Origin of the sequence: Ligilactobacillus araffinosus DSM 20653, assembly GCF_001435375.1 — a bacterium.
Taxonomy (GTDB): domain Bacteria; phylum Bacillota; class Bacilli; order Lactobacillales; family Lactobacillaceae; genus Ligilactobacillus; species Ligilactobacillus araffinosus.
Map to the genome: position 1 here is coordinate 1 of NZ_AYYZ01000014.1, position 21,754 is coordinate 21,754.

Genomic DNA, 21,754 nt, shown 5'->3' on the forward strand with positions numbered 1-21,754 from the left:
AAAACACCCCAAATCCTGGATTTATTTTGTCCAAGATTTGGGGTGCATATCAAAATTCCTAGTTAACGCTTTTTATTATTCCTTACTTTTTGATTCGCTTGTAATCTGAGTCATAGTACTTTCCATTTCGAATGTCATCTGTCATTCCTTTATATGGAGCTTCAGCAATTACATCCTCATTATTTTGGCCTGCATCACCCATGTAAGTGATCGTTGCAAATTCAGGAACTAATAATTTCGGATAAGTATCATATTTTTCACGAGCTTCTTCCATCACATCAATGTGTTCATTTTGGAAAGTAACCGTGATTTCTGGATGCTCTTCGACCCATTTAGGGAAAAAGATTGTTCCGTGCATTTTCTTTTCATTCGGCATAAAATCAAGAGCTACATCTGTTCCTGTTGGTTCAGTCCAAGTGATCTTATAAACGCCTTCAGTCAACATTACAATGTCAGCTTCTTGGTCTTTAACCCAACGACCGGCAACCATCCCGCCGTGAATTCGATAATCAACCGTGTGATCATTTTTAGCATACCATTCATATTCCCAACCGTTGTCATATGTATAAATAAAATGTGTTCCTAAAAAATCATTAAGTGTTTTAAATTGTTTTTCCATTTTTATTCCTCCTTATGCATTGACACAGACACTATACCAAATCAATTTTTTCTTTTCAAAAACAAAAAAGAAGCACTCCATGCACAATGCTTCTCTTTCATAACTATTGTTGCAAGAATTTCGGTGCCAAGACCGTAAACTTCTCTGGTTTCCGTTTCTTATTAACAACCATTACCAATTGCAACATCGTAATCGCAATCGAACTCCGTTTCCGGTAAGTCGTATACTTTGAATGCCATTCGTTTGCATATTTGTTTTTAAACGACTTTAATCCTTGAAAACCATACAACTTGTACCCGTATTCATAAATGAAATGGGCAACCCGTTCTTCAATGAAACTATACTTCGAATCCCCAACGTTAGATAACGGTGCCATGCCGAGATCAAAGTATTTGTAACCATTTTCCTGACCGTACTTGAAAAGCTCGATAAAGACCTTATCCATAATTCCTGATGGAGCATCGCTTCGATGTCGCATTAAGTCAATTGACAACGTATCTTTTTCCATTGGCATTAAGGTTGCAAATGATACTAACTTTCCATCTTTGTCGCGAACAATTGCAACCGGTGTGCGTTGAATATAGCTTTCATCAAAGAATCCAAGGGAGAAGCCCTTTTCGTTTCGGCTGCCTAACCAGCTATCAGAAACTGCCTTTAATTCTGCCATTAATTCTTCGCTAAACGGCGGTTCAACCATTGAAAATTCGTACCCTTCGCGTTCGAATTTGTTCATTAAAGCCCGTTGTGCCCGTTGTTTCTTTCCACTCAACGTAAACTTATCAAGTTCAACATAACCTTCTTCACCGGTCTTAATAAAGTCAAACCCGAATTCGTGAAGGATCATCGTTAACTTCGAATTGATTTCGTAGAATACTAACTGATAACCATATTTATCCGATAGTGAAACCAATTCTCGCACTGCATCTTTCAAATATCGCTGATTTCCGACCGGTTCACCCATAATGATAATTTTATCGGCTTTGATTTGGTACATTAAATAAAGCTGATCTTCACGATCTTTCTGAAAAATGTAAATAAACTTATCTTTTAAGTAAGCAAGATGACTTACTTCATTGCCTCCATACTGATCAATGATCGCCTTGATTCGTTCCTCAGGGAAGTTCATCTGATTAAAAGGATCTTTACCCTTCGTAAAGTAATTCATCATAACCAATAGAATTAAGCCGGCAAGAACCATTCCAACTAATCCGTACAACCAAACCTGTTGATCAGGGAAAATCAGTCCACTTGGAATCCGGTGGTGATGATGTTGATGCGGCCGGTTTAAAATTCCGACAAGCATGTAGAGCAAGAAAGCTCCCCCGAACATCAACATGCTTAAGACCGTACTTTCAAATGAAAACTGCATCTTTTCCCGGTATAACTCTTTGCGTGAAAGCACGATGCAGATCATTACAAAGACCAAGAAGATTGCCAGGGTTGGGGTATATTCTTTCCACAACGTATTCACAACCCCAATTGCTAAAATAATCAAGGTTGGAACATATGCCTTACGCTGTTTGAGTTGGATTGCTCGTGCCATTCCTAACAGCAGAAAGGCAAATAAGATATTCGTCATCTGATTCAGGAAGAAGAATGTATACGGCATAAACTTCATCAAAATTGAATTTGAGAAGGTAAAGTTCGGCAACGCAGATTCAAGCAACATGAAGATTCCTGAAAAGTACATAAACAGCGTTACCAATCCATGCGCAACTTTTTGAATGATCGATTGCGGAATCCCATCAAAATTCTCATTAATCTGATGTCCCATATCGTGGACAAAGAAAACGCCCCCTAAAATAAACGGAACAATGTAATAAAACAACCGGAAGAAGAGAATCCAAACAACTGCTAACTCACTTGAAACCCCTAAGTGCGTCAATTCCAAAATCATGAACACATCAAAGGAACCTAAACCACCAGGAACCATCGAAATAATCCCTAAGATTTCAGCAATGATATACAACGGCACAACATCGATCAACTTAATGTGAATTCCCATCAAAGCGCCGATCACAAGGAAAAATAAAGCGGCACAGCCCCATTCAACTGTTGAACCAACAATCAAAGCAAATTCTCGTTTCCATGTCAGATCTTTAAAGAATTCATTATCTTTAAATTTTGTTACAAAGAATAAAATTGGAAAATACAGTCCGCCGGCTAATAACCAAATTGAATATTTATGGAAAATTACTTCTGACGGAATAGTAAACATCATTATCAATGAAATCCAACAAAAAATCGAAAGTCCAGCTAACAAAAACAAAGCAATTTTCGAAATTGCATATAAAATTTCTTTTTTACTGGCACCATCTTTATAGAAGTTTGCCCGCAGCGTGGCTCCTAACAAACCGCCAAAGCCTGCAACATTAGTAAAGGTATTCGTTACCCAACCACTGCGTGCGATATAACCAGTTGAAAAATCACCTGGTAAAAACTTAACGATGACAAAGTCATAAATCAGCATCGGTAACACCGCAATCAAACCACAAATCAACATTGCAATGATTACGACCGGCGACTGATTTGAAAGTGCTTCGCCAACTTGATGCCAATTTAATTGGTGAAAAATTTTTCCAATCTCCGTAAAAACAAAAAGCAACACTGAAAGAATGAAAACCATTTTCAATAATGTAGCATGTTTTTGGTAAAAATCTTTTACTCGCGCAAATGCTTTTTGCATTATCGCTCCTCCTTAATTTTAAACAGTCCTAATTAAAATAATATAATAAGTTTGTTTTTGATAAAAGGAAAAAAAAAACCGTTTCAAATTAAAAATGATTTTCTTAAATTTCGACAAAAAAAAGAGGATGGAAACCATCCTCCTTAAAGACATACTCTTAATTATTTAAGAGTAATCTTGGCACCAACTTCTTCAAGTTTAGCCTTCATGTCTTCTGCTTCGTCCTTAGCAACGCCTTCCTTGATTACTGAAGGAGCGTCATCAACTAAGCCCTTAGCATCTTTCAAACCAAGACCTGTAATATCCTTAACAGCCTTGATTACCTTAACCTTAGCTGAACCTGCGTCTGTTAATTCAACATCGAATTCTGACTTTTCAGCAGCGCCGTCTGCACCTGCAGCACCTGCAGCAGCAACTGGAGCAGCAGCTGAAACACCAAATTCGTCTTCGATAGCTTTTACTAAGTCGTTTAATTCAAGAATGCTAGCTTCTTTTAAGTCAGCAATGATCTTTTCTGTATCTAATGCCATTTTATTTTCCTCCGAAATTTAAAAATTATTTTTGATTAATTATTCTGCATCTGCTTCTGCATCCGCACCTTCATCCTTGCTATCTGCAACAGCTTTAACAGCATATGCAAAGTTGCGAACTGGTGCTTGTAATACAGAAAGTAACATTGAAAGCAAACCGTCGCGGTCTGGAAGTTTTGATAAAGCATCGATTTCGTCTAAAGTTGAAACCTTACCTTCAATCATGCCACCTTTAATTTCAAGGTTTTCATGATCTTCAGCAAACTTAACCAAAATCCGAGCTGGAGCTGTAACATCTTCTTCAGAGAAGCAAACAGCCGTTGGGCCAGCAAATACGTCATCTAAGCCTTCAATTTCAGCCTTAGCTGCTGCACGTTTTAAGTATGTGTTCTTAATAACGCGCATTTCAACTCCGGCTTCACGTAATTGTTTACGTAAATCGGTAACTTCTTCAACAGTTAAACCACGATAGTCAACAATAACGTTTGATACTGAACTTTTGAGTTTGTCAGCAACTTCATCAACGATTGCAGCCTTCTTAGCGATAATTTCTTTAACCATGTTTTCACCTCCTAGTTGTAGATTAGAGTAATAAAAAACTCTATGTCTACACTAAGACATAGAGAAAGAACCGTATTCTCCTCGGCAGGATTTTGAGGCCTACGCCACCTGAGTCTTAGGTAGAACTATTATCAACTTTTTTAGTTTATCATAACCGGTTTTAGCGGTCAATTAATTTTTTATTTAAGTGTATTAACGTCAATCGTAACACTTGGTCCGAATGTTGAAGCAACTGATAAGTGCTTGATGTATGTTCCCTTAACAGCAGCTGGACGAGCCTTAGCAATTACTTCGTAAATTGCCATGAAGTTTTCGTTCAATGCTTTAGCATCAAATGAAACCTTACCAACGGGAACGTGAACGTTACCGTCACGGTCTGTCCGGTATGTTACTTGACCTGATTTAGCGTCTGTAACAGCCTTCTTAACGTCCATTGTAACTGTACCAGTCTTTGGGTTTGGCATTAAGCCTTTAGGTCCAAGAACCCGACCTAAACGACCTACTTGAGCCATCATGTCTGGGGTTGCAATTGCAACATCAAAGTCTAACCAGCCATCTTGAATCCGTTGTGCCAAGTCTTCGTCACCAACAACATCTGCACCGGCATCCTTAGCTTCTTGAGCCTTAGGACCCTTAGCAAATACGATAACCTTTTGATCTTTACCTGTACCGTTTGGTAAAACCATTGCGCCACGTAATTGTTGGTCAGCTTGCTTTGTATCAAGGTTTAAGTTGAATGCAGCTTCAACAGTTGCATCAAAGTTTGCAAAGTCAATCTTCTTAACTAATTCAAGGGCTTCTTCTGATGTGTAGCTCTTGCCAGCTTCAACTTGCTTTGCAGCTTCTAAATATTTCTTACTTTTCTTTTTAGCCATTAGTGTTTTCCTCCTTGCAAAATGTGGTCATCGGATAAACCTCCCACTTGACATCTTTACTTTCGCAAAGTGTCCGCCTGGGGAAGCATGTTAGTTATGCTTAGTCTTTAACAACAAAGCCCATGCTCCGTGCAGTACCTTCAATCATGCGCATAGCAGCTTCAACGTCTGCAGCGTTTAGATCTTGCATCTTTGTTTCAGCGATTTCCTTAACTTGGTCTTTTGTAACTGTTGCGACCTTCTTTGTGTTAGGTTCGCCTGAGCCTTTTTGTACACCAGCAGCCTTCTTAAGTAATACTGAAGCAGGTGGTGTCTTTGTAATGAAGTCGAATGAACGGTCTTCATATACATTGATAACAACAGGAATAATCATGCCGGCTTGATCAGCTGTCCGTGCATTAAATTCCTTTGTGAATCCCATAATATTGATACCTGCTTGTCCTAAAGCTGGACCTACAGGAGGAGCTGGAGTTGCTTTTCCAGCAGGAATTTGTAACTTAACTACGTTTACTACATTCTTTGCCACGGTAAAAACCTCCTCTTCCGTGTGTGGTTCGGATGGCCATTCAGATTTGACCTCCCACTAAGTATGTGTAAAACATACTTTTAAAATATATCACAAAAAAAGTTTCAGTGCAATGGTCTGCACTGAAACTTATGTTAAACAATGACTGTAATTGCAGCCGCAGCGATGATCAAGATCAAACCGCTAACCGTAACTGCCATTTCACGATGCGTTTTCTTTTGTCCTAAGAACCAGATTCCTGTCAACGTTGCTAAAACAACGGATGTTTGTGACAAAATAAAGCCGGTTGCCAGTCCATTCATATTCGGCTGCGCTGAAATTAAATACGTAAGTGCCGCAAATGCAAAGAAAAATCCTGAAATAATTTGCTTATATGTTACTTTTTGAGCAAACGGATTATCATGTTTTTTAATTGAAATGATCATGCCATAAAGCATGCCTACAATTACCATTCCAATTGCCTGTGGCAAAAATGCTTGTTTTCCGTTAATGCTTGCTGCTTGTGGAGCGGCTGAGTAAGTCCAATATCCAATTTCACCGATTAGTAAAACAATAACTGCTTTGCGCAAAGAATCACTGTCTTTCTTTGTAGCATGTTCACTCCAAACTGTCATCCAAGCACCTAGAATAATCACTGCCAAGGCAACAAACCCCACAATTTTATCGATCATTGTCGGCCAATCGCCCAGAGCAACGACGCCCCAAAGTGAGGCTCCTAAAAGTTGAAAAGCCGTTGTAACTGGCATTGCACGTGATGATCCGATCAGCGTAAATGAATAAAAGGTGATTATTTGTGCAAGCGCCCACCCAATTCCCGAAAGAATTGCTAATGACAGATTCTTACCTTGAGGAAATCCCAAATGTTCGATCTGATTATAAACAACTGCAAAAATCAATGTTCCAATTGTTGATCCAAGAATCTGATTGACAGGTTTACCGCCAAATTTTGATGCAATCGTCGGATAGATTCCCCATCCAATTAATGGCCCTAATCCAACTAAAATCGCAACTAAATTCATTTAATTCCACTCCATTTCAATTTCTTTATTAATGGGTTAAAAACTTACCGATAATTTGATCAACCTGTTCGTTTTCATGTAAAAGACTATGTTCAGCCCGTTTCCCGTGAATAATATATTCCTGATATTGCCGCCGAACATCTCTGACCAAATAACGTAATGATAGCGCCGAATTGACCGAAACCTGACCATCAGAAAATGTTCCGTTCTGCAAATTTCCCGCAATGTTCAGGAAACGAACGTCTGCAGGCATCCCAATATTATTGGCTTTCAGCCACCGGTAAAGGGGCGACATTTCAACCGGACCCGTTGTCGTTAACGGATGATCTTCAATATATGGCGTTCGTTTTCCAACTTCAACGTCATTGAACGGTGCCCCGATCGTGACCACCCGTTTAACTTTGGAATTTCGGTCATCATATCCGTACTGATTCAGATACAGCAAAACCGATACACATCCCATTGAATGGGCAACCAGGTTCACGTGCGAAATTCCATAATTTGTCTTTAACTGATTCAATAATTTCCAGATCCAATTAACTTGATGAGCAACATTATCGCGGTTTTCTAAAAATAAAACCTGGATCAATGAACGCGGTCGACCCCAAAAATAAATCTGGCCGGTACGCGAAATGATCACAATGCATGATTTTTCTCCCCAGTGGTTTTTCGCAAACCGTTTCAACATCTTTCGAAAAGAAAAATACGTTCCCGAATAACCATGAATGAAAAGCGTCGGTTCTTGAACTCGCATTTTTATCAATTCTTTCTATATTCTTAATAAAAATGAGGTTGTTTCCGCAACCTCACTCATTATAGTTAATCTTAAAACTGAATCTCAAATTAAACAATCTTATCGATTTCATCAAAACCGACTTCAACGTTGGTTTCATGCCCCATCATTAAGATGTTTCCTTTGATCTTCATCTTTTCGCCATCAACTTCAGTTACTTTAATTACTTGGCCTTTAAATGGTCCATTAATAATTGCAACCGAATCACCCACGTTGACCTTAAAATCTTGATGACGGGTACTCATGCCAAGGCCATGTAAAATCGTTTGGATTTCTGAATCCAATAATGGTGCTGGTTTGCTTCCTGAACCATGAGAACCAACAAATCCGGTAACCCCTGGGGTATTCCGAACAACATACCATGATTGGTCCGTCATTACCATTTCAACTAACACATATCCAGGGAAAGTCTTTAACGTTTCAACTTTTTCCTTCCCTGTTTTCGTTGTTTCATGTTTTTCTTCTTCCGGAACAACTACGCGAAAAATGTAGTCTTCCATTCCCATTGATTGAGCCCGTGATTCAAGGTTCGTTTTGACCTTGTTTTCATATCCAGAGTATGTATGTAAAACATACCACTTTTTTTCTGATGTTTCTGCCATTGTAATCCTTCCATTCATTTATAGTTCGGTTAATTTCAAAACAAAATAAAAAAACCTCGCAAAGCGAAGGTTCTTTCAACTAACGTCAGTATAACAAACTTTTCTGCGTTTGACTAGATAAAGGAAATCAAACCTTGAACGGCAGCATCAACGACTGCAAAAAAGATAATTAAGAGAATTGACATTGTAACAACCGTTGATGTATCTTTCCGAGTTTCACGTGCATTTTCCCACGTCGTATCCTTCATCGTTTGAATAACTTCTTTAAAAAACTTCAACGTTCTCGCTCCTTTATTTCGTTTCTCGGTGAAGAGTATGTTTATTACAGTATTTACAGAATTTCTTTACTTCAAGGCGTTCAGTCCGGTTCGGATTCTCAGTGATCGTATAGTTCCGTGAACCGCAAACTGAACAAGCTAATGCAATTTTACGTTTTGAAGACATAATTCTCTCCTTCTAAAATCTCATGATAACTATACAATTAATTCTTTGCATGTGTCAACTTATTCTGAAAGTTCATCCCGTAATTGAGCAAGCTTTTCCAGCTGGTGATCATCCCACGGACTTTTCCGAACCGTTGATTGAATTTGATAATTTTTCGTTGCCTCATTGACCTTTCGTCGGGCATGTTTAATATCCTGGTATAATTCCCATGCTGGTTTCCGCAAGGCGCCCTGTGAAAAAATCGTCCATTGTTCGGCCTGATCACTGGTAGCAACCGTTACCTGCGTCAATGGCGATAGTAATTTTCCAGCCAAAGATTCAATGTAACTATCAGCTGTTTGTCCTTCATCCGTCCAAATGATCGTTAAATCATATTGTCGATAGCTTTTTGAAAGTCCCGGAACGTACATCGCGTCAAACACAACTATGATTTCCATGTCCATTTGCTTACGGTAATTCGAAAGAACTTTCAATAACTGATCACGCGCATCTTCTAACCGGTCAGCCTTTTTTAACTTATCAAGCTGCGGCCAGTTACCGATCATATTATAAGCATCCACAATTAAGATCCGCTTTTTCATCGGTTATTCTCCCCGTGATGAAAATGCTTGATACATTAATAAACTGGCAGCCACACTGGCATTTAAACTTTGAACATGACCAACCATTGGAATCGTCAGCATTTCATCGCATTCTTTTTTCAAAAGCGCTGAAATTCCTTTTCCTTCATTTCCAATGACCATCGCTGTTGGTCCCTTGGCACTCCACTTCCGGAAATCTTGGCCTTTCATATCCGTTCCAAAGACCCAGACCCCCCGCTCCTTTAATCGCTTTACGGTTTGAACTAAATTCGTGACCCGCGCAACCGGAACGTATTCAATGGCGCCGGTTGATGTTTTCGCAACCGTTGACGTCAATTGAACTGCCCGTCGTTTCGGAATAATAATTCCATGAATACCGGCTGCATCCGCTGTCCGTAAAATCGATCCTAGATTATGCGGGTCTTCGATTCCATCAAGAATCAAGAAAAGCGGATCTTCATTGCGCTTTGCAGCCCGTGCAAATAAATCATCAACCGTTGCATATTCAAACGGTGAAACCGTCAAAACAACGCCTTGGTGATTTTGATTATTGCTCAGTTGATCCAATTTGGTTTTGGGAACTTGCGAAACAATGATTCCTTTTTGTTTCGCACGGGTTACGATTTCAGCGATCGCATCCGAGTTTGATCCTGCTTGAACAAACACCTTATTAATCGTCTGACCCGATTTGAGCGCTGCCATGGCTGGGTGGCGCCCGATCACCATATCATTTGTATTACTTTGAGCCACTTAAATTCTCCTCCTCAACCGTTTTAATACACCAGGCTGCAATTTCGTCCAAGCGATTCTTTTGCTCACTTAAATATAGATAACCAAAAAGAGCTTCAAATCCGGTTGAAATCCGATAAGTCACTACTGATGTATTCTTGGCCGACGTGTGACTTTTCGCATTCCGACCACGTTTAAAATATTCTTGTTCTTCTTCTGTCAGAAGATGTTGATTTTCCATTCGTTCGACCAAAAATGCCTGAGCCTTTGCCGAAACATACCGGGTTGCAATGTGATGCAACTTAGTTGGTTTAGTAAGTCCCTTTTGAAGCAAATGTTGCCGAACGTACACTTCATAAATCGCATCGCCAATATATGCAAGTGCAATTCCGTTCATTTGATTATAGTCTGCAATTGCCATTATTCTCTTCTCCATCGTGTTCCTTGAGCAGTATCTTCAAGAATGATTCCTTGGCCCTTCAATTCATCCCGAATTTCATCGCTGCGAGCATAGTCCTTATTTGCGCGGGCTTCGGTCCGTTCTTGAATCAGCTTTTCAATTTCTTCGTCCAATAATTCCTGCTTCGGCATCTTGATTCCGATAATTTGCATTAATGTTTCAAATTTCGTCAACATTGCCTTTGCAAGCTCTTTTGAAACCTGTTCCTTTTCAGCATAAACGTTCATCAATTTAGCAAATTCATAAAGCGAAGTCATTGCATTTTGAACGTTAAAGTCATCGTCCATTGCTTTTTCGTAATCGCTGACCAATTGTTTAAATTGATGCTGAACCGCTTCATCAGCTGAAATTGCCTCAGCATCCTTCATCCGATAATCAAGATTCCGGTAAGCCGTTGTCAGCTTTTCAAGATTCGTTTTCGCTTCGGCAAGATTTTCTTCCGTATATTGAACCGGTCGCCGATAATGGGTTGTTGCCATAAAGAAACGGATCACTTGCGGATCAACCTTCTTTACCAAGTCATGCACCGTGACAAAGTTGCCAAGCGACTTGCTCATTTTTTCATTTTCCTTGCCGATCGTTACAAATCCGTTATGCATCCAATAATTAACAAATTTATAACCTGTTTTGGATTCACTTTGAGCAATCTCATTTTCATGGTGCGGAAATTCAAGATCAACCCCGCCAGCGTGAATATCGATCGTATCTTCCAAATACTTGGTTGCCATTACCGAGCATTCGATATGCCATCCAGGACGCCCCTTTCCCCAAGGTGAATTCCAGGCAATCTCACCCGGCTTGGCTTTTTTCCAAAGAGCAAAATCAAGTGGATCATGTTTTTTAGCTTGTTCTTCATCCGTTACGCGTTCACTTGCCCCCTGTTCAAGGTCGTTGATCGATTGACCTGAAAGTTTCCCGTATGACTTAAACTCACGAGTCTTAAAGTATACGTCACCGTCAACCGCGTAAGCCGCGCCCTTTTGAACCAATTCATTAATAAACGTAATGATATCGTCCATATTTTCCATTACGCGTGGATTTAACGTTGCCCGCTCAACGTTTAACGCATCAATATCTTCATAGAATGCCTTAATATATTTATTCGCTAATGCAGGAACCGCCATTCCGGTTTTTTGACTTGCTTTGATCAACTTATCATCAACGTCCGTAAAGTTTGAAACATACTGAACATCGAATCCCTTATATTCCAAATACCGGCGAACAGTATCAAACGCAACCACACTTCGGGCATTACCAATATGAATATAATTGTAAACGGTTGGTCCACAAACATACATCATGACCTTGCCCGGGTGGATCGGTTTAAATTCTTCTTTTTGGTTAGTTAATGTATTATAAATTTGCATTTTGCTCTCCTATACACAAAAGAGGGTGACCAACGTCCGCCCTCTCTAATCAAATATTTGCCTTCACTAAGCACCGATTTCCTTTAATGTTTGTTCAAGGTGCTTCAATGCCTTTTCACGCCCAAGCAATTCAATTGATGGTGCGAGGTCCGGACCGTGCATTGCACGCGTTGTGGCAATTCGAATCGGCATGTATAATTGCCGCCCGCGAATCTTGGTTTCCTTTTGAATTGCTTTGATCGTGTTTTGAATTTCCGTTGCATCAAAAATCGGCAGCTTCTTTACGCGTTCTGCAAATTCTTTTAATACAACCGGTGCTGTTTCAACTGCAAGTTCTTCCTTGGCAGCATCATCTAGCTTATCTGGTTCACTGAAGAAAACATCAGCCATTTCAACGATTTGACCCGTGTATGACATCTGTTGCTTGTATAAGCTTGTTAATTGACGAGCCCATTCAATCTTCATTGTGTCTGGATTTTCCTCAATTTTACCAGCTTTAATCAATTGCTTCAGTGCTGAATCAGCGATTACATCTGAGTTTGCAGCCTTGACATATTGGTTATTGATCCATTCAAGCTTCTTAACATCGAATGCTGCCGGCGACTTACTTAAACGTTTAGGATCAAACATCTTAATAAATTCCCGTTGGTTAAAGATTTCTGATTCCCCAACTGGTGACCAACCTAATAATGTAATAAAGTTAAACATTGCATCTGGTAAATAACCGAGTGACCGATATTGTTCAATAAATTGAAGAACCGTTTCATCACGCTTACTTAACTTCTTGCCAGTTTCTGAGTTAATAATCAATGACATGTGACCGAATTGCGGAGCTTCCCAGCCAAAAGCTTCGTAAACAACTAATTGCTTTGGTGTATTAGCAACGTGATCGTCCCCACGTAAAACGTGCGTAATTTCCATCATGTGATCGTCAACAACGACCGCAAAGTTATAAGTTGGCATTCCGTCACGCTTTTGAATGACGAAGTCGCCCCCGATTGTGTCCGATTGGAAACTGATGTGGCCCTTTACAATGTCATCCCATTCATAGGTTTTGTTGTGCGGAACGTGAATCCGAATAACCGGCTTAATGCCTTTTGCCCGTGCAGCTTCTTGGCTTGCCTTGATTTCGTCGTCTGACATTCCTTCGTATTCATAAACATACCGAGGAGCTTCGCCGCGTGCCTTTTGTTCTTCACGTTGCTTTTCAAGTTCTTCTTCGGTCATATATGATTCATATGCTAAGCCCTTATCAAGCAATTCTTGAATTAATGGCTGATAAATGTCTTTCCGTTCTGATTGACGGTATGGGCCATACTTACCTGGCTTATCTGGACCTTCATCCCAGTCAATTCCAAGCCACTTTAAGTTCTCCATCTGGCTCTTTTCACCGTCAGCAACGTTCCGCTTCGTATCGGTGTCTTCGATCCGTAAAACGAAAGTTCCTTTATTATGCCGAGCAAAAAGATAGTTAAACAATGCTGTTCGAGCATTTCCAATATGTAAGTGTCCTGTTGGACTTGGTGCGTAACGCACTCTGACTTTATTCTTAGCCATTAATAGCGCCTCTTCCTTGTTATTTTTATCTAAAGCCGCAACAAACCGCTATCACGCTTTGCCGTTCTTATTTATAAATATTTACCGTTTAATTTTACAATGAAATCTTGAAAAAATAAATGCTTCATCATTAATTATCATTTTTTTCATTCAGTTCACGTTTTGAATGAGCCAATTTAGCAAAAATCATTCGGCCGGCATCCGTTTGAATTGCACTTGTAACTTCAACTTCGATCATTTTATTCATGAAGAATTTACCGTCTTCAACCACGATCATCGTTCCGTCATCAAGGTATGCGACTCCCTGTTGCCGTTCAGTTCCGCTTTTAATGATCGTTACCTGGAGTTTCTCACCCGGAATGACCCGCGGCTTTAATGATTTGGCTAACTGGTTAATATTTAAAACCCTAACATTTTGAAATTCACTGACCTTGTTCAAATTGTAATCATTTGTAATAATTTCAGCATCCATCAGCTTTGCCAATTTGATCAACTTACTATCAACTTCTTGGATATCATCAAAATCGCCATCATACATTTCAATCGGAACAATCTTCTCATCCCGCAATTTATTTAAAATATCCAATCCGCGTCGACCACGGACCCGTTTAATACTATCTCCTGAATCCGCGATATATTGCAATTCATATAAAACAAAGTTAGGAACAACAAGCGTTCCTTCAAGAAACCCCGTCTTCGCAAGATCATAGATTCGCCCGTCAATCAAAATATTAGTATCTAACAATTTATAATGATAAAAATTCTGACCTGCTTTGCGTTCTAAAACCATTCCATCTGATGAACTTTTCTCTTTCTTTTTTCGGTTAAAAAGGTTACGCAGTTCAAGTGTTCGCGAACGGCCAACTACAAACCCGAGATAGCCGAATAAAATTAAAATTACAATTGGCAAAAAAGCACTCACAAAAAGTGACCGTGACCGCGTTAATGGAGTTGTAATCAAAAAACCCAGAATCAACGCTAAAATAATTGCAATTACCTCTGAAAACAAACTATCCGTTTGCTGACGCAATAAATGTTTTTCGATTCGATCAATTATTCGGTCAAACGGATCGACAAATAAAAATGAAAGTAATGTGAAAATAACTAAACCGATCACCATATCCACCGGCGCATTGACCAACCATGGATTATGAAAATGGAATGCTGCCCAAATTGCCGGTAAAAATGAGTATCCTGCACCGATTCCCAGGATCATCAATGCAATCCGAATTAATTTTTTTCGCATAATCTCGCCTTCTTTCTATTTGAAAACCAGTTTCAATGTTTCTGCAAGGGTTTGAACCCCCATAACTTGAATATTATTTGGAATCTGCCATCCATCAAGATTGTTTTTAGGAATAAAGACCCGCCTAAACCCAAGTTTTGCGGCTTCGGCGACCCGTTGCTCGATTCGATTGACCCGCCGGACTTCGCCGGTTAATCCCAGTTCACCAATAAAACAATCAGTTGGCGAAGTTTCTGCATCACGGTAACTGGAGACAATACTAATTGCAATCGAAAGGTCAATCGCCGGTTCATCAAGTTTCACTCCGCCGGCCGCTTTCAAATATGCATCTTGGTTTTGTAACAGCAGTCCGGCCCGTTTTTCAAGAACCGCCATAATCAAAGCTACGCGGTTGTGGTCAAGGCCCGTTGTTGTCCGTTTAGCATTTCCGAAAGCCGTTGGGGTTACCAACGCTTGAATTTCAACCAAAATTGGCCGCGTTCCTTCCAGCGAAACCACCACTGAGGAACCAGTTGCGCCACGTAACCGCTCTTCAAGAAAAACTTCAGATGGATTTGCAACTTCAACCAATCCGCCCTGTTTCATTTCAAAAATTCCAATTTCATTTGTTGAACCAAACCGGTTTTTGACTGCTCGTAAAATCCGATATGCTCGATGCTGGTCGCCTTCAAAGTACAATACCGTATCAACCATGTGTTCTAAAATCTTTGGTCCAGCAATTGCACCGCCTTTAGTAACGTGGCCAACAACGAAGACCGTTACGCCATTTGTTTTCGCAATTTTCATTAAATCGGATGTCACTTCGCGAATTTGTGCAACGCTTCCAACCGCTGATGTCATTTCTGGCTCTTGCATGGTTTGAACCGAATCAATAATGACATAATCTGGTTTTAATTCTTCAATGTTTTGCCGAATGCAGTCCATATTAGTTTCCGGATAAAGATAAAAGTTGCTGCCACCGACGCCCAGCCGGTTAGCCCGTAATTTGATCTGAACCGCGCTTTCTTCACCTGAAACATACAGGACTTTTTGCGTCTGAGCCAGTTGACCGGAAACCTGCAAAAGTAGCGTTGACTTTCCAATTCCGGGATCCCCGCCAATCAGTACAAGAGAACCAGGGACCACGCCCCCGCCAAGAACCCGGTTGAATTCTTCATATTGAGTTTTGACCCGCGGTGTTTCCGATGTTGAAACTTCATCGATCAGCTGCGGTTTAACTTCATTGCCTGCAAACGTCATGTGCGGCTTTTGCTTAATTGCTGACGGCTGTTCTTTAACCTCTTCAATTAAGGAATTCCATGCTCCGCAATTCGGACACCGTCCAAGATAACGAGGAGAAACATACCCGCATTCCTGACATACATACTGTGTTTTTGTTTTTGCCATTTTCAATCATCCTAATTATTTTCCTGATGAACCAAAGCCCCCGGTTCGTTTCATTTGCGGAGCTTGTTCATTATCACTTGTTAAATATGGAATAAAAATTCCTTGGCCAAGCCGTTCCCCCTTTTTGATCACTTGATCCCGCACACCGAAATTCACTAGTTGGAAGAAAATTTCGCCTTCGTTATTTGCATTGCCATAATAATCGGCATCAACGATTCCAACTCCATTGGGAAGAACGATGCCGCGCTTTAATGGTGAACTTGAACGGTTCGCTAACATCAAAAATTCATCATCGCCCATATAAGCCTTAATTCCCGTTGGAACAAGGTACGGTTTCAAAACATGATTGGCATCTTCATAATCTTGATCAGTAAGCGGCTTTTGCTCCCGTAAGGCTTTAAAAATTTTGACAAAATTCAATTTCCAAATGCTTGGAAGAACAAAATCTTCAGCTGCACAAAAGTCATAGCCGGCAGCATGCTGAGTTGCTCTTTGAGGCAACGCCAGTCCTGCATTTCGATAACGTGAAACAACTTCAAAACCACGATTCATAGTAATTCTCCTCTGCTCATTCTTATTTATTAATCATACCATTAAAAACTTAAATATGGATAACTTTATTGGCGTGAATATGCTAAACTTTATGGTAAGTGGAGGTTAAATTATGGAAACGATTTGGAACGAAAATGAACTGATCTACCAGGATAGCGATAAAATGATCGCTAACCTTGGATTCCGTCACTTTTCACCTTCATCCCTCTATGTTATTGAACGGGTGTGGGTCAAAGATGACCAAAGTTTAAAAATTAAATTAATTCAGGACTTTATTCAGCGCTTCAAAGCCGCTGATCTTCAGATTATTCCGCTTTGGCCTGAAGCCCTTGAATTTTTTAATCATCATCCTGAATTTAATTCATATTTAGCCAAGCCACTTCATAAAATTTAAAAGGAGGTCTACTTATGAATCAAGATCAACTTAAAAAACTCGTTGGAGAAAAATCAGTCGAATTTGTAGAAGACGGAATGGTTCTCGGACTTGGCACTGGTTCAACGTCTGAGTACATGATCGATGCTCTTGGCAAACGGATTCGCGAAGAAAAACTCAACATCATTGGAGTTACAACTTCGAAAAGAACTGCGCGCCAAGCTCAAAGTCTTGGTATTCCTTTAAAATCAGTTGATGAAGTTGATCATATTGACTTAACGATTGATGGAGCAGATGAAATCAGCTCTGACTTTCAAGGAATTAAGGGGGGCGGTGCATCGTTACTTTTTGAAAAGATTGTTGCCATTAATTCTGATAAAGTAATGTGGATCGTTGATGAAAGCAAGCTTTCACCTAAACTAGGATCATTTCCTCTTCCAATTGAAGTAATTCCGTATGGAAGTCAAAAAATATTTGACCGACTTGAAAAGAAAGGTCTTAATCCTAAATATATGATCGATCCTGAAACCAATGAACGGTTAAGAACTGATTCAAATAACTATATTATTAATCTTCATTTACATGAAATTGATCATCCGCATACGCTTGCAAATTATCTTATTAATCAAGTTGGAGTTGTTGAACAAGGGTTATTCCTCGACATGGTTAATACTGTGATTGTAGGACGGCAAGATGGTCCAGAAATAATTCAAGTTAAACGTTAATTTTGAGGTGAATAATTTATGAGTAAAGCAATTAGTCAAGAACAACTACAAAATTTTCAAGCTGACCTTAACAAACGCGAAGATCACGAAGTCAATGAACGGGCCGTTACCAAAAACGGCATTTTAAGCGTCAGTGCTGACTATCGATCAGAAGTCGCCATGGATCAGGTCTTTTCAATCGATATTGACACCGGAAAAGTTGCTGATCAAAAACGTTCTGGTCGTTGTTGGATGTTTGCTGCCTTAAATACAATGCGGCACTCAATGCGTGAAAAGTTGCATATGAAAGACGACTTTGAACTTTCACAAAACTACACCTTCTTCTGGGATAAGCTTGAAAAATCAAATTATTTCCTTGAAAATGTGTTGCAAACTGCCGAACTGCCAACTTCTGATCGCAAAGTTGCATGGTTGATGCAAACTCCGCAACAAGATGGCGGCCAATGGGACATGTTAGTCGCATTGATTCAAAAATACGGGGTTGTTCCGCAAACTGTTATGCCAGAAACATTTAATTCATCAAACTCAACGGAAATCAATAAACAGCTCAACCTTAAGCTTCGCAAAGACGCCGTTGAATTACGCGAATTGGTTGCCGCTAACAAGAGCGATGCTGATATTCAAAAAGCAAAGGAAAAAATGCTGAATGAAATTTACCGGATGTTAGCTTACACATTTGGTGAACCACCGGCAAGTTTTGATTTTGAATATCGTGATACTGATAACAAATACCACCGAATCGAAGATATTACGCCGCAAGAATTCTTCAAGAAGTATGTTGACTGGAATTTAGACGATTACGTTTCAATTATCAATGCTCCAACCGCTGACAAACCATTCAACCACATGTACACGGTTGAAATGCTTGGAAATGTCTTAGGCGGCCGGCAAGTTCGCCACTTGAACCTCGATATGCAAACCTTCCGCAAAGTTGCCATTGAACAACTTAAACATGGTGAAAGTGTTTGGTTTGGTTCAGATGTTGGTCAAGAATCAGACCGGAAAAAAGGTATCATGGACACGAACCTTTACCATCAAGACGAACTTTTCGATGTTGATTTTTCAATGTCAAAGGCTGAACGGCTTGACTACGGCGAAAGCATGATGACCCACGCCATGGTATTGACCGGTGTTGATTTGGTTGACGGTCAGCCAACGAAATGGAAAGTTGAAAATTCATGGGGCGATAAGGTCGGTGAAAAAGGATTCTTTGTAATGAGCAATGACTGGATGGAAGAATTCTGCTACCAAATCGTTGTTAATAAGAAATACTTGCCAAAAGATCTTCAAGAAATCTTGAAGGAAGAACCAACTGTTCTTGCTCCGTGGGATCCAATGGGAGCATTAGCTTAATTCATTAATAAAGTTCAATCTAAAACAAAAAAATCTGCTTAATCAGCAGATTTTTTTTCATATGATAAAACTTTCTTATTCCGAACTTCAAGCGTTTGGTTATCTAACGTATAAACAATTGGTTCACCATTATAAACCTCAACCCCATCAATGCCTTCATCGCTAATTCGTTCAAGGTATTTCAACAATGCCCGTAAAGAACTACCGTGAGCCACAACCAGCTGATTCTTTCCAGCTTTTAGTCGCGGCGCAATTTCATCGATCCAGTATGGGATAATGCGGGCGGAAGCCATTTCTAAACTTTCAGATAATGGTAATAAATCATGCGGAACATTTGCATATCGCCGATCATCATCAAATTTATCCAATTCTGGCGGAATTGAATAATATGACCGTCGCCAAAGCGCAACCTGTTTCTTTCCATAAATTTGACGGGTATAGTCCTTATTTAATCCTCGTAACGCTCCATAATGGCGTTCGTTTAATCGCCAAGTCTTATGTTCCGGAATCCATAACTGATTAATCTCATCTAAAACAATATTCGCCGTTTTAATTACCCGAACTAAAACTGATGTATGAACATCACCAAATTGAATTCCTTCTTCACGCAAAAGCCGGCCAGCTGAATGCGCTTGCGACTCGCCTAACGCTGTTAGCGGGACATCTGACCATCCTGTATATTCATTTTTTTGATTTGCAATACTCTGTCCGTGGCGGAGTAAAACTAATTTAACCATTAGTTCACCTTCTTACGCTTTTTAACCAGTTTTTATCATATCAAAATCCCCCCGGACGATAAAGCAGAAAGAACTTTAATCAAGTCGAATTGCGAAATCTGGTCGAAAAAAATGAACATCCGAAACCATTACGGATTGCCCTGGCGCAGGTGCCTGAATAAACTTTCCGTTTCCGCATGCTAAAGCAACATGGTAAGTCTGTCCTGAAATTCCCCAAAAATACAAATCGCCCGGTTGTGCTTGATTAAGCGGAATTTTTCTTCCGCAGCGTTCCTGCTGAGTCGTAACTCGTGGTAACTTTTTCCCGCATTGCGCATATACATATTGAACAAGGCCTGAGCAATCAAAACCATGCGGCGTGGTTCCACCCCAAACATATGGCACCCCAAGATATTTTCGGGCTTCACGAATGATTGGATTGCCGTTTTGTTCGTCTTCTAAATTATTTCCGTCCTTTTCAAAATCGTGATTCATTTCAGTTGGCAATTCAAGTTCCGTACCAGCCGAAACCGTTACTTCAACATTACTAATTTTCGTTTTTGGCGCCCAATAATAACTTGATGCATGAACTTTTTCTGTTCCGCATATTAATAATAATGCAGCAGTACCAATAATTATTAACTTTTGAATCATTATCATCCCTCCATTTATTAAATTCGCAATTTATTCAACTTTTCAATTATTTTTTTTGGTATAATTCAGTAGATAAGCAAAATTAAAATCAAAGATAACGTTTTTAATACAAAATTAAGGAGTTATTATGGATAATAATAAACGCGAAGATACATCATTATATGATGAAATTCCTTCACGAACTGAAGAATATCATAAACGAAACCGGGCAAAACAAAATCTCCGTAAAAAGATTTGTGCGATTTGTTTAGTTGTATTATTGATTGGATTTTACGGCATCGGCGCATTTGCACTAAACATTTTAAATCACACACGAACAGCAATGTCAAAGGCCTACGCACCAACATCTAAAGATCAAACGGTTTCTAAGGTTTTAAAAGATAAAAAACCATTTTCGGTCCTACTGATGGGAACCGATACCGGAGACCTTGGACGAACTTATAAGGGCCGAACAGATACGATGATCATAATGACTGTTAATCCCCAAACCCAAAAGATTACAATGACCAGTATTCCGCGAGATACAGCCGTTCATATTTCAGGTTCAGATAATGCATACGACAAAATTAATTCAGCTTACACGTACGGCGGAACAAATCTTGCCGTTAAGACCGTTGAAAAAACACTTGATATTCCAATCAACTTTTACATGCTAATTAATATGGGAGGGTTAGTAAAAGTTATTGATGATCTTGGAGGAGTAACCGTCACTCCCCCATTAACGTTCTCATATCAAAATGTATCGGTCACAAAGGGCAAAAAAATCAAACTTGATGGAAAGCAAGCCCTATCATATTCAAGAATGCGTGATGATGATCCGCAGGGAGATTATGGTCGACAAAAGCGGCAAAAACAAATTTTAACAGCAATCATCAAAAAAGCAATGTCAGCTTCATCATTAACAAAATACAATAAAACAATTAATGCAATCCAAGGAAGTCTAAAGACTGATCTTTCGTATGATGATTTAATGATGATTGAATCTTATTATAAAAATTCTGGAAAGCATGTTTCATCTCAAGTCCTCCAAGGAAATAGCGAAACATTAAGCGGTTTATCATATCAAGTTGCAACTGCTGCTGAAAAGCGCAAAATTTCAAATGCAATTCGGCATCAACTTGGATTAAAGGATTCGGATTACGACTTTGAAAAAGATTCACTCAGTCAACTTGAAGGTGATGGTAGCAGTGATGATGATGCAACCACAGATACCACCTCACCCGGTGATGGATACGGCTCAGCAACTGGAAATACTGGGGATTACGGAACCGGAACGGGTTATGGAAACCAAACAACAACTTCTCCTCAAACCCCAACTCAAGGATACGGAACGAGTACAGAAGCCGGCAACACTAACCAAACACCAGGAAATGGAACTGGAAATTATGGATACTAAAAAA

At 39.7% G+C, this 21,754-nt stretch carries 25 protein-coding genes and 1 other annotated feature; of the genes, 4 read left to right on the forward strand and 21 right to left on the reverse strand.

From position 1 onward, the window contains the following. Positions 1–82: 82 nt before the first annotated feature. From FC64_RS02520 to FC64_RS02610, 19 genes are all read right to left on the reverse strand, one after another. The gene (locus tag FC64_RS02520) at positions 83–619 is read right to left on the reverse strand and encodes a phenolic acid decarboxylase (RefSeq protein ID WP_057906394.1); all 537 of its coding nucleotides are present in this window, start codon (positions 617–619) and stop codon (positions 83–85) included. Positions 620–722: 103 nt separating this feature from the next. Continuing rightward, on the reverse strand, positions 723–3,305 hold the full coding sequence (mprF, locus tag FC64_RS02525; protein ID WP_057906395.1) for a bifunctional lysylphosphatidylglycerol flippase/synthetase MprF: 2,583 nt from the start codon (positions 3,303–3,305) through the stop codon (positions 723–725). 161 nt (positions 3,306–3,466) lie between these two features. After that, on the reverse strand, positions 3,467–3,835 hold the full coding sequence (rplL, locus tag FC64_RS02530) for a 50S ribosomal protein L7/L12 (protein ID WP_057906396.1): 369 nt from the start codon (positions 3,833–3,835) through the stop codon (positions 3,467–3,469). Between the two features lie 39 nt (positions 3,836–3,874). Beyond that, positions 3,875–4,396 (reverse strand): 50S ribosomal protein L10, encoded by a 522-nt coding sequence (gene rplJ / locus FC64_RS02535; protein WP_057906397.1) that lies wholly within the window; start codon positions 4,394–4,396, stop codon positions 3,875–3,877. 22 nt (positions 4,397–4,418) lie between these two features. Next, positions 4,419–4,534 (reverse strand) — a sequence feature (ribosomal protein L10 leader region). A 41-nt stretch (positions 4,535–4,575) separates the two neighbouring features. After that, positions 4,576–5,271, reverse strand: coding sequence for a 50S ribosomal protein L1 (gene rplA, locus FC64_RS02540; protein WP_057906398.1), 696 nt, complete (start codon positions 5,269–5,271; stop codon positions 4,576–4,578). 100 nt (positions 5,272–5,371) lie between these two features. After that, positions 5,372–5,797, reverse strand: coding sequence for a 50S ribosomal protein L11 (gene rplK / locus FC64_RS02545; protein WP_057826786.1), 426 nt, complete (start codon positions 5,795–5,797; stop codon positions 5,372–5,374). A 134-nt stretch (positions 5,798–5,931) separates the two neighbouring features. Then, positions 5,932–6,816, reverse strand: a complete 885-nt coding sequence (gene rbsU, locus FC64_RS02550) for a ribose/proton symporter RbsU (protein WP_057906399.1) — start codon at positions 6,814–6,816, stop codon at positions 5,932–5,934. A gap of 28 nt (positions 6,817–6,844) precedes the next feature. Beyond that, positions 6,845–7,570, reverse strand: coding sequence for an alpha/beta fold hydrolase (locus tag FC64_RS02555; protein WP_057906400.1), 726 nt, complete (start codon positions 7,568–7,570; stop codon positions 6,845–6,847). Positions 7,571–7,659: 89 nt separating this feature from the next. Beyond that, positions 7,660–8,211 carry a transcription termination/antitermination protein NusG gene (gene nusG / locus FC64_RS02560; protein ID WP_057906401.1) on the reverse strand — a complete coding sequence of 184 codons (552 nt, stop codon included), beginning with the start codon at positions 8,209–8,211 and terminating at the stop codon, positions 7,660–7,662. A gap of 113 nt (positions 8,212–8,324) precedes the next feature. Next, positions 8,325–8,489, reverse strand: coding sequence for a preprotein translocase subunit SecE (gene secE, locus FC64_RS02565; RefSeq protein WP_057906402.1), 165 nt, complete (start codon positions 8,487–8,489; stop codon positions 8,325–8,327). A 13-nt stretch (positions 8,490–8,502) separates the two neighbouring features. Beyond that, on the reverse strand, positions 8,503–8,655 hold the full coding sequence (rpmG, locus tag FC64_RS02570; protein WP_057826791.1) for a 50S ribosomal protein L33: 153 nt from the start codon (positions 8,653–8,655) through the stop codon (positions 8,503–8,505). Between the two features lie 59 nt (positions 8,656–8,714). Next, on the reverse strand, positions 8,715–9,236 hold the full coding sequence (locus FC64_RS02575; RefSeq protein WP_057906403.1) for an NYN domain-containing protein: 522 nt from the start codon (positions 9,234–9,236) through the stop codon (positions 8,715–8,717). Positions 9,237–9,239: 3 nt separating this feature from the next. After that, on the reverse strand, positions 9,240–9,962 hold the full coding sequence (gene rlmB, locus FC64_RS02580) for a 23S rRNA (guanosine(2251)-2'-O)-methyltransferase RlmB (protein WP_057906422.1): 723 nt from the start codon (positions 9,960–9,962) through the stop codon (positions 9,240–9,242). 10 nt (positions 9,963–9,972) lie between these two features. Continuing rightward, a complete protein-coding gene (locus tag FC64_RS02585; protein WP_202987241.1) occupies positions 9,973–10,386 on the reverse strand; it encodes a Mini-ribonuclease 3 in 414 nt (137 codons plus the stop codon). Then, positions 10,386–11,792, reverse strand: a complete 1,407-nt coding sequence (gene cysS / locus FC64_RS02590) for a cysteine--tRNA ligase (RefSeq protein ID WP_057906404.1) — start codon at positions 11,790–11,792, stop codon at positions 10,386–10,388. Before cysS ends, FC64_RS02585 begins: the two co-directional genes overlap by 1 nt. 66 nt (positions 11,793–11,858) lie before the next feature. Next, positions 11,859–13,349, reverse strand: a complete 1,491-nt coding sequence (gltX, locus tag FC64_RS02595) for a glutamate--tRNA ligase (RefSeq protein WP_057906405.1) — start codon at positions 13,347–13,349, stop codon at positions 11,859–11,861. Positions 13,350–13,479: 130 nt separating this feature from the next. Beyond that, positions 13,480–14,595: a PIN/TRAM domain-containing protein gene (locus FC64_RS02600; RefSeq protein ID WP_057906406.1), complete on the reverse strand. Its 1,116-nt coding sequence runs from the start codon at positions 14,593–14,595 to the stop codon at positions 13,480–13,482. Between the two features lie 15 nt (positions 14,596–14,610). After that, a complete protein-coding gene (gene radA / locus FC64_RS02605; RefSeq protein WP_057906407.1) occupies positions 14,611–15,981 on the reverse strand; it encodes a DNA repair protein RadA in 1,371 nt (456 codons plus the stop codon). A gap of 15 nt (positions 15,982–15,996) precedes the next feature. Beyond that, positions 15,997–16,533, reverse strand: coding sequence for a dCTP deaminase/dUTPase family protein (locus tag FC64_RS02610; protein ID WP_057906408.1), 537 nt, complete (start codon positions 16,531–16,533; stop codon positions 15,997–15,999). Between the two features lie 112 nt (positions 16,534–16,645). Here FC64_RS02610 and FC64_RS02615 point away from each other — a divergent pair, with 112 nt between their 5' ends. Genes FC64_RS02615 through FC64_RS02625 form a run of 3 tightly spaced genes read left to right on the forward strand, consistent with a single transcriptional unit; the run spans position 16,646 to position 18,984 of the window. After that, positions 16,646–16,927 (forward strand): hypothetical protein, encoded by a 282-nt coding sequence (locus tag FC64_RS02615; RefSeq protein WP_057906409.1) that lies wholly within the window; start codon positions 16,646–16,648, stop codon positions 16,925–16,927. Between the two features lie 14 nt (positions 16,928–16,941). After that, a complete protein-coding gene (gene rpiA / locus FC64_RS02620) occupies positions 16,942–17,631 on the forward strand; it encodes a ribose-5-phosphate isomerase RpiA (protein ID WP_057906410.1) in 690 nt (229 codons plus the stop codon). Between the two features lie 18 nt (positions 17,632–17,649). Then, positions 17,650–18,984, forward strand: a complete 1,335-nt coding sequence (locus FC64_RS02625; protein WP_057906411.1) for a C1 family peptidase — start codon at positions 17,650–17,652, stop codon at positions 18,982–18,984. 38 nt (positions 18,985–19,022) lie between these two features. Here FC64_RS02625 and FC64_RS02630 read toward each other — a convergent pair whose 3' ends face one another. Both FC64_RS02630 and FC64_RS02635 read right to left on the reverse strand, forming a co-directional pair. Continuing rightward, positions 19,023–19,721, reverse strand: coding sequence for a 2,3-bisphosphoglycerate-dependent phosphoglycerate mutase (locus FC64_RS02630; protein ID WP_057906412.1), 699 nt, complete (start codon positions 19,719–19,721; stop codon positions 19,023–19,025). Between the two features lie 75 nt (positions 19,722–19,796). Then, positions 19,797–20,354 carry a C40 family peptidase gene (locus tag FC64_RS02635; protein WP_057906413.1) on the reverse strand — a complete coding sequence of 186 codons (558 nt, stop codon included), beginning with the start codon at positions 20,352–20,354 and terminating at the stop codon, positions 19,797–19,799. Positions 20,355–20,481: 127 nt separating this feature from the next. Between FC64_RS02635 and FC64_RS02640 the strand changes: the two genes are divergently transcribed. Then, the gene (locus FC64_RS02640; protein ID WP_081035621.1) at positions 20,482–21,750 is read left to right on the forward strand and encodes an LCP family protein; all 1,269 of its coding nucleotides are present in this window, start codon (positions 20,482–20,484) and stop codon (positions 21,748–21,750) included. Positions 21,751–21,754 lie beyond the last annotated feature (4 nt).